An 8,218-nucleotide genomic window follows, 5' to 3' on the forward strand; every position below is an offset into this window, starting at 1 on the left:
CCGACCCCGAGGCTGCCGGCCGCCCCCGCCACGTTCTCGATCACAATGGGTTGGCCGAGAATGGCGCGCATGTTCTCCGCCAGGAGCCGCGCCAGCGTGTCGGTGGCGCCTCCGGCCGGGAACGGCACGATCATGGTGATCGGGCGCGTGGGGTAATCCTGCGCCTGGATCAAGCCGACCGGCGCCGAACCGAGTAGAACACCCGCCATGACGGCCCGCCATCGACGCATTTGGTCCTCCGATCGCCTCGAACCGGGCGCGAAAACCACGCTTGCCGCGCAGGCCGCCCCGCTGGATAAGGCCTTCAACGCTCTTCACAATCCCGTCACGCTGCCTGTAGTATGTCAGCCTATGCTGCTTCGCAGCCAATATGGGGGTCAGGAGCGTCAGGTTGAACGCACATGTCTCGCAAGGCGGTTGGCCGGTGCTGGTGCTGAACGCGGACTTCCGGCCGCTCAGTTACTATCCGCTGTCGCTCTGGTCGTGGCAGGACGCGATCAAGGCGGTGTTCCTCGACCGTGTCAATATCGTCGAACATTACGACCGCGCGGTGCGCAGCCCCAGCTTCGAAATTCAGCTTCCCAGCGTGGTGTCGCTGAAATCCTTTGTCAAACCGTCCACGCACCCCGCCTTCACCCGGTTCAACGTGTTCCTGCGCGACCGCTTCGTCTGCCAGTATTGCTCGGCCGCCGACGATCTCACCTTCGATCACATCGTCCCGCGCAGCAAGGGCGGCCAGACCACCTGGGAGAACGTGGTCGCGGCGTGTTCGCCCTGTAACCTGCGCAAGGGCAATCTGACGCCGCAGCAGGCGCGGATGTTTCCAAGGCAGACGCCGTTCGCGCCGACCGTGCATCAGCTGCATCGCAACGGGCGATTGTTCCCGCCGAACTATCTGCACGATAGCTGGCTGGATTATTTATACTGGGATACCGAGCTCGATCCGTAAGAGGCGGGCGCGGCTTCTCGTGAGACTGATATCAATCATCGCCTTCGACCTCGGACGACGAAACCATCAGCTTGCAGGTGCCTGCGCCCGTTTCGAGTTCCGCCCGTTCCTCGGACGTTGGCGCCAGTCCGCTCCGGATGGTTTCATAAGCCCACCAGCGCCCGTCTCTTGGCATGCGCGCCCGCCGCAACGGCTCGGCTTCCGTGAAGATAAACCGCCGTCTGAAGGCCAGGGGACTCTCCGCGAGCAGGAAACCCTTCATGCGCTCGTGACCCATGAACCAGGGCCGCTCCAGGAAACGCTCCGGCTGGTTCGTCCATGTCGGCGGGGTTCCAAGATTCCAGCGGATCGCCAAGTGCTCTCCGACGGCTCCCAAAAGCGCGTTCATCTTGAGATCGTCCGTCAGCCCCGGATCACCAGCGATACGACGCATGCGCGATACTTTCGCGGTATCCCCGTAGAAGTCGTCAAGGAAGCCTGCCAGGCAAAACCTGAGCTTCTCGCCGTTACGGACGAGTTGCAGGACCTGTGCCAGCGTGCCAGGTCGGATCAGGTTCATTTTCCGCTCTTCGATATGCATCCAGCATCGTCTCAATCTTGGCTTTGATGCGCCGGCTCATCGTTGGAACGATGATTCCGGGCAGGTTAGGATAGTACTCCTTCAGCAGGTCGGCGAGCTGCTGCCCGGTGGAGAGTTTTGTCACCTTCATGAGGCCGACCGCGTCGTTAAGGTCGCTCTCGATCCTGTCCGTGTCTTCGACCACGCGGTTGGCATCCGGAAAGTTTCGAGATCGTCAGCGTGGGCTTGCGCGACGATTCCGGAAAAGTCCGCCGCACGCTGCTGACGCGCGGCATGGCTGAGGGAAAACCGTGGGTTCCGGATCATGCCGTCGCGCGCGACGGCGGACTGAGCGCCCGTCAGCCGCGGGCTCCCGTGACCGCTTCGCCTTGCGGGAATCGAAAACAGCGCCACATAGTCGAACATCATAACCGCCTGCTGCGCATCGATTTCGACTTCCCCGCCGGCGAAAGCTCGGATTTACTTGAGATACCACCGCCGCAGGCCAGGAGACCCTCCATGCCCTCTTTGACCGAATGGAAAGTGCCGCCGGCCAACCAACCCCGCCCGGGCGACTATGGTTTCGATCTCGATCACGCGCTGGCGTCGGTGGTCGGGCTGCATTCGATCATTCCCCCCGACGCCTTCAGCGCGGAGACGCTGGGCACCGAGCGCGCCGGTAACGGCGTGCTGATCGATGACGGGCTGGTGCTGACCATCGGCTATCTCATCACCGAGGCGGAAACCGTCTGGCTGCATCGCGGCGACGGCCGCGTGGTGGAGGGCCATGCATTGGGCTTCGATTTCGAATCCGGCTTCGGCCTGGTGCAGGCGCTCGGCCGGCTCGACCTCGATCCCTTGCCGATCGGTTCTTCGGCCGCGGCGCTTGTCGGCGACAACGTGGTGCTCGGCGGCGCCGGCGGCCGCACGCGGTCAGTGGCGAGCCAGATCGTCGCCCGGCAGGAATTTGCCGGTTACTGGGAATATCTGCTGGATGAAGCCATCTTCACCCATCCCGCGCACCCCAATTGGGGCGGCACCGGGCTGATCTCCGGCCGCGGCGAATTGATCGGCATCGGCTCGTTGCAGCTCGAACGCGAGCGCGCCGGCCAGGCCGAGCATGTCAACATGATCGTGCCGATCGACCTGCTCGGGCCGGTGCTCGAGGACCTGCGAAAATTCGGCCGCGTCAACAAGCCGTCGCGGCCGTGGCTCGGCATGTACTCGACCGAGATCGACAACCGCGTCGTCGTGGTCGGCATCGCCGGCAGGGGACCCGCGGCGCGCGCCGAACTCAAGACCGGCGACGTGATCCTCGCCCTGAAGGGCGAAAAGGTTACCAGCCAGGCCGGCTTCTACCGAAAACTGTGGTCGCTCGGACCGGCCGGCGTCGACGTGCCGCTCACCGTCTATCACGAGGGCGTCACCTTCGACGTGGTGCTGACCTCGACCGATCGCGCCAAACTGTTGAAGGCGCCAAGGCTGCATTGAGAAGGCTGCATTAACGCGCGCTGAATTGACCGTGCTGCAACAGATCAGAGGCGAGGCGCCGGCGATGAACGAGGCCGTGGTGGAGGAGATCGTGGCCGTGCTGCCGCCGCTGTTGCAGTCGCTGGAAGCGCTCGGACTCATCGCACGCTATCTCAACCCGCCGGATTTCGACCGCGTGATGGAGTTCGCCGGCGTGCCGGATGAGGCGTTGGCCGCCGTTCGCCCGCGACTGGCGCAGTGGCCCGACCCATTCGTCGGCATCAAGACCGCGCTGGAAGCCGCGAGCGACGCCGCGCTCGCCGCCTATCAAGGCCTGCGCGCAGTCCAGAGCGGCAATGGCGATTTCGTCGCGGTGTTCCGCGCGCTGCGCCACGCCCCGCGCGCGCAGGAGGCGCTTTATCCGCTGGTCGCGAAACTGCCTCCGGTCAGCCACTTCTTCATAGACCCTTCGCTTCGCGAGGACGCCGAGCTGCTGGCACAGCTGGCGGCGCCGGCCCGTGACGACACCGGGATCATTCACGACCACAACGAGCCGGGCAGCCGCGGCGGCTTCTCGCTCTATGTGCCCGAATATTACACGCCCGAGCGGAGCTGGCCGCTGGTGATGGCCCTGCATGGCGGCAGCGGCAACGGCCGCGGTTTCCTGTGGAGCTGGCTGCGCGACGCGCGCAGCCGCGGCGCGATCCTGGTGGCGCCGACCGCGACCGGCGACGGTTCGACCAAAACTACCTGGGCCTTGATGGGCAACGACACCGACACGCCGAACCTCGCCCGCATCCTCGATTCGGTGCGGTCGCGCTGGAACATCGATTCCGGACGGATGCTGCTGACCGGAATGAGCGACGGCGGCACGTTTTGCTATGTGACGGGATTGGAGCGCGCCTCCCCGTTCACCCACCTCGCCCCGGTCGCCGCGACCTTCCATCCTTTGATGGCGGAAATGGCCGATGCGGAGCGGCTGCGCGGCCTTCCCATCCATATCGTGCACGGCCGGCTCGACTGGATGTTTCCGGTGCAGGTGGCGCGACAGACGCAACGGGCATTGTCGGCGGCCGGCGCCGACGTCACCTACCGCGAGCTCGACGATCTCAGCCATTGCTACCCGCGCGAGATCAACGCCGAGATCCTGAGCTGGCTGCGCGGGGACTGATCAGGCCTTGGCGCACAAATGGCTCGGTCAGAGCAACGCTCTCCGAGGCGGCTTGTCCGGGATCGCCGCGCCCGTCGCAAACAGCCATTACCCGTGCCGGAACTCCCAGCAGCGATCGTCGATCCAGCCCGGCTCGGCGTGCCGCATGACTTCGACCAGACGCGAACGACCAACCATCCGCTCCGGCAGGAGGATATCGTCGTGAGTTCCACGATTCATGGTCTGCAGGATGATGCGAGCTTCGGAAAATGGCTGCCCGTCGACCGGCCGGCATCAGAGGTATTTGCGGCCAAACCGGGCGATCACATCTGTCAACAGGTTACTGGCCAATCTGTGTAAGAATGGCCGATATGGCTGTGATTTTCTACCTGCCCGACATAATATCGTCGGAGTTCCCCCTACAAGGGAACGGCTTGGCGACAAACGGGGCCGTTGGTTAAGGGCGGTTTCACGAAACCGCGACAGGATTCCCATGCCTCCCAAGATGGCCTCCGCATCACAGGCGCCGCCGCCGCGCGCTTCCAGCGCGCTGCCGCTGTCGAAAGCGGTCGCGCGGCTCGAAGTCATGCTGAAACTGACCACCGCGATCCTCGCGCTCGCGGCCGGCGTCTACACCTATCTCGGCGTTCGCGAATTGCTCAACGGCAGCCCGGCCACGGTGTTCTTCGCCGCGGTGATCTATTCCGTCGCGGTGTCGGTCGGCATCTACGCATTCTGGGTGTTCATGATGCAGTTCATGCCGCATGTGACGGATCGCAAAGGCCGCGGCCTGATGTTCGGCTGCATGCTCTTGGGATCGCTGATGATCGTGGCGATGTCATCATGGCTCAACGCCTCGGCGCTGGCGGGAGCCGCCGCCATCCAGCAGCATCTCGCCATCACCGTGGAGCACTACACCCGCGATCTCGATACCGCCAACAGCAACGCCATCGCCGCGCAGGGCTTGTTGCCGGATATCCAGCTCGCTTCCTCGCGCTTTGCCAAGCTGGCCGAAGCCGAGCGCACCGGCTCGCTGACGGGCACCGCGGGATCCGGTACCGTGGTGCAGCTTCTGACCCAGCTGTCCGGGCAACTCGACAGTCTCGGCCAGGAAGTCCAGGCCTCCGGCAAGCGCGTTTCGGCGCTGTACGAGCAGGGCGGCAAAAGCCTCGCCAAAATGCGCGAACTGATTTCCGAGCGCGGCCCGATCGCGGCGCGCAGCGACGCCTTCGCGGCCGAATCGCTGGCGCTGATGGGCGTGATCGCCAATCTGCAGCAGACCTCGGTCGCCGCCGCCGTGAAGCGCGCCGCGGCCTCGCTGTCGTCGGGCTTCATCGCGCCGGCCGCCGGAGGCCGCAACTCCGATCTTGCCGACCGCCAGATTGCCGTCGTCGGCAAGGTCGAAAGCTCGATCGCGGTGCAGGCGGCCTCGCTGGCGGCGGCGGCGGACAAGATTCTGGCGACGCCGCGGGTCGAACCCGCGCGGTTTCAGACCCTGTCGTCGGCCGAGGCCGTGCTGCGCTATGCCGGCGATTTCATCCCAAGCTGGGCCGGCGCGATCTCGATCGACCTGATGCCGGCGGTGCTGGTCCTGATCCTGTGCGTGGTGCACGCCGCCATCCGGCGTGAGGGGCTTCCGGCGGTCAATGCGTCCGACATGACCGCAAGCCAGATGGTCGCGGCGCTGCGGATGGCGCGGGAAGTCGAGGATGCACGCCGGTCAGTCCCGAGCAAGACCAGGACCGCCGCCGAACGTGCTGCCGGGCCGACCGTGGCGAGCGACGAAAACGTCACCACGCTGTCGTCGGCGCGGCATACCAAGTAGCAGGTCGCCATGCTGGCCCCGCGGCAATTTTTCCACGCCTGGCTGTCGGACAATCCGGACGATGCCGTGCTGCGCTGGCTTTTTCGCGGCATCGTCACGGTCACTGTTGCCGTGCTCGCTGCCGACCTCGCCGGCATGAACGGCTGGATCAGCGATGCCGATCCCGCGGCAGCACCGGGCGAGATCAAACGGGACGCGCCTTCGCTCGAGCTTCCAGGCGTCGTGCCGTCGATCCTCGCACCATTCTTGCCCGCGGGCGACCGACGCCTCACCCCGCTGCCGCAACCGGATGGGGTGCTCGCAAAGCCCATGACGTTCGAGCTGACCGGCGGCGGCAAGCTGGTGGCGACCGGCACCATTACGCCGGGGATTGCACAAGCCTTCGCCGCCGAAGTCGACAAACGCGGCGATTACATCAAGACCGTGGTGCTGAATTCTCCGGGCGGCTCGGTTGCCGATGCGCTGGCGATGGGGCGGCTGATCCGCGAGAAGGGATTTGCGACCGAAGTCGACACCGGAAGATACTGCGCCTCATCGTGTCCGCTGATGTTCGCCGGCGGCGTCGAGCGGCGTGCCGGCGACAAGGCCGTGATCGGCGTTCATCAGGTGGCCGCGATCGCCGCCGCGGCCGGCGCCCCTCCGCGCGACGAGATGAGCGTGGCGCAAAACATCTCCGCGCGCTGCCAGCGCTATCTCGCCAACATGGGCATCAGCCCGGAGGTCTGGTTGCATGCGATGGAGACGCCGCACGACAAGCTGTTCGCATTCAGGCCGGATGAACTGAAATCGCTCAACCTGGTGACGGCGGCGGTGTCGATTGCACCTGGTGTCACCGCGCCTGCGCCATCCGAGCCAAGGAAGACGCGATCATAACGCCGCTTCGGCTCCAAAAGGGCCCGAGACCAATCCTTCTTTTGACGCTTTTTCTCCACGCGAACGGCCCACTTCGCTCCAAGCCTTGCGATACGGTAAGCCCTGGGCCGGAAACCGGCCGCCATCGACCACGTCGTCAGCCATCATCGGAGAGAATGCCATGCGGACTTTGTTCGGAATGATCCTGGGCGCGCTGCTGCTGCTCGCGGGCGTTTACGCCTATGATTCCATGGAGACTTCGGCGGTCGCCAACGGACAGGGGGCGCAGGTCAAGCGCACCATCGTCAATTGGGATGTCGCGGCGAGCAGCTGGCAGGCGCTGAAAGTGCGCGCCCATGACGACTGGTTAAGGATCTCGTCGAAGTAGCCGCGCGTTCGCGTCGGATCAAGGGCGCCCTTGTCTCTGGCGAGGGCGCTTTTTCGATGGGCGAAAGCTAGTTCATCCTGGCTTTGCGCGCGTCGGCAATGACCTGCTCGAACTGCGCCATGGTCAGAACGCCGGGCACCCGGTATTTGCCGACGATGAAGGACGGCGTGCCCCGGAAGCCGAACGCCTCGGCCTGATCCTTGTTGCGCGCGAGGATCGCGTCGATCGCGCTGGCGTTGGCCGCGAGGTCGCGCTTGAGGCGATCCATATCGATACCCGCGCCGGACAGCAGTTCGCGGATGCGCGGCTCGGTCAGTTTCGAATTGACGCCGATCATCGCTTCATGCGCCTGCAGGAATTTGTCCTGGTACTTGCTCGCCAGCGCCATCCGCGCCGCAATCTTCGACACCTCGCCCAGGATCGGCCAATCCTTCAGCACCAGCCGGACCTTGCCGTCATCCTGCACCACCTGGCGGATCTCGGGCGCGATCTTGCGGCAATAGGGGCAATTGTAATCGAACCATTCGGCAATGGTGAGGTTGCCGTCAGCATTGCCGGCCACCGGGATATCGGGGTCGCGCAATACCAGCGCTTCCGTCAGCACCTTCTCCTCGTCGACCGCCGCGCGCGCCGGGTGCGGCACCATGCCGGCGCCCAGCATGGCCGCGCCGGCGCCGAGCAAGCCCAGCATTTCGCGCCGGGTGCGTCCCGATGTGATCGAATGGTTCATTTCCGGTACCGAATGGTCTCCCTGGCGCCTCGCCTGTCTACGCTCAAGATAGGGACAAGTTGCGCGCCAGCATATAGAGCGCCACCGCAATAATGACCGCGGCGAACACAATATTGAGCGCGCCGCGCCGCGCCGACAGGTGGCGTGCCGAGCGCGTGCCGGCCAATCCGCCGATCATGCCGCCGGCAATGAATAAACCCGCCAGAGCCCACGAGACCAGGCCGGACCAGGCATAGCTGGCCGCGGTAGTCAGGCCGAAAGCGGTCACCGCCACCAGCGAGGAACTGACCGCGTT

At 65.0% G+C, this 8,218-nt stretch carries 11 protein-coding genes and 1 pseudogene; 7 read left to right on the forward strand and 5 right to left on the reverse strand.

What is annotated here, in order from left to right:
• Positions 1-209: pseudogene (locus tag WCE35_RS12810) on the reverse strand (tripartite tricarboxylate transporter substrate binding protein BugD); the annotation flags it as partial.
• 182 nt (positions 210-391) lie between these two features.
• On the opposite strand from WCE35_RS12810, the gene WCE35_RS12815 reads away from it, so the two are divergent.
• Positions 392-949, forward strand: a complete 558-nt coding sequence (locus WCE35_RS12815; protein ID WP_424593717.1) for an HNH endonuclease — start codon at positions 392-394, stop codon at positions 947-949.
• Positions 950-980: 31 nt separating this feature from the next.
• Here WCE35_RS12815 and WCE35_RS12820 read toward each other — a convergent pair whose 3' ends face one another.
• Both WCE35_RS12820 and WCE35_RS12825 read right to left on the reverse strand, forming a co-directional pair.
• Positions 981-1,508: a hypothetical protein gene (locus tag WCE35_RS12820; protein WP_424593718.1), complete on the reverse strand. Its 528-nt coding sequence runs from the start codon at positions 1,506-1,508 to the stop codon at positions 981-983.
• Entirely contained in the window at positions 1,456-1,713 is a 258-nt protein-coding gene (locus WCE35_RS12825; RefSeq protein ID WP_424593719.1) for a hypothetical protein, read from the reverse strand. Before WCE35_RS12825 ends, WCE35_RS12820 begins: the two co-directional genes overlap by 53 nt.
• 314 nt (positions 1,714-2,027) lie before the next feature.
• Here WCE35_RS12825 and WCE35_RS12830 point away from each other — a divergent pair, with 314 nt between their 5' ends.
• The 6 genes from WCE35_RS12830 to WCE35_RS12855 all read left to right on the forward strand — a co-directional run bounded on the left by WCE35_RS12830 (position 2,028) and on the right by WCE35_RS12855 (position 7,193).
• Positions 2,028-2,999, forward strand: a complete 972-nt coding sequence (locus tag WCE35_RS12830) for a S1C family serine protease (RefSeq protein ID WP_424593720.1) — start codon at positions 2,028-2,030, stop codon at positions 2,997-2,999.
• Positions 3,000-3,063: 64 nt separating this feature from the next.
• Entirely contained in the window at positions 3,064-4,149 is a 1,086-nt protein-coding gene (locus WCE35_RS12835) for a phospholipase (protein ID WP_424593727.1), read from the forward strand.
• Positions 4,150-4,242: 93 nt separating this feature from the next.
• Positions 4,243-4,488 (forward strand): hypothetical protein, encoded by a 246-nt coding sequence (locus tag WCE35_RS12840; RefSeq protein WP_424593721.1) that lies wholly within the window; start codon positions 4,243-4,245, stop codon positions 4,486-4,488.
• 133 nt (positions 4,489-4,621) lie between these two features.
• The gene (locus WCE35_RS12845) at positions 4,622-5,953 is read left to right on the forward strand and encodes a hypothetical protein (protein ID WP_424593722.1); all 1,332 of its coding nucleotides are present in this window, start codon (positions 4,622-4,624) and stop codon (positions 5,951-5,953) included.
• 9 nt (positions 5,954-5,962) lie between these two features.
• Positions 5,963-6,826: a hypothetical protein gene (locus tag WCE35_RS12850; protein WP_424593723.1), complete on the forward strand. Its 864-nt coding sequence runs from the start codon at positions 5,963-5,965 to the stop codon at positions 6,824-6,826.
• 160 nt (positions 6,827-6,986) lie between these two features.
• Entirely contained in the window at positions 6,987-7,193 is a 207-nt protein-coding gene (locus WCE35_RS12855; RefSeq protein ID WP_424593724.1) for a hypothetical protein, read from the forward strand.
• Between the two features lie 67 nt (positions 7,194-7,260).
• On the opposite strand, the gene WCE35_RS12860 is transcribed toward WCE35_RS12855, so the two are convergent.
• Together WCE35_RS12860 and WCE35_RS12865 are read right to left on the reverse strand one after the other, a co-directional pair.
• Complete coding sequence (locus WCE35_RS12860; protein ID WP_424593725.1) at positions 7,261-7,923, reverse strand: DsbA family protein; 663 nt, start codon at positions 7,921-7,923, stop codon at positions 7,261-7,263.
• A 43-nt stretch (positions 7,924-7,966) separates the two neighbouring features.
• Positions 7,967-8,218 (reverse strand): TSUP family transporter (locus WCE35_RS12865; protein WP_424593726.1); only part of this gene is annotated, 252 nt, incomplete at its 5' end.

The sequence above is a fragment of the Bradyrhizobium sp. genome, from assembly GCF_049691595.1.
Taxonomy (GTDB): domain Bacteria; phylum Pseudomonadota; class Alphaproteobacteria; order Rhizobiales; family Xanthobacteraceae; genus Bradyrhizobium.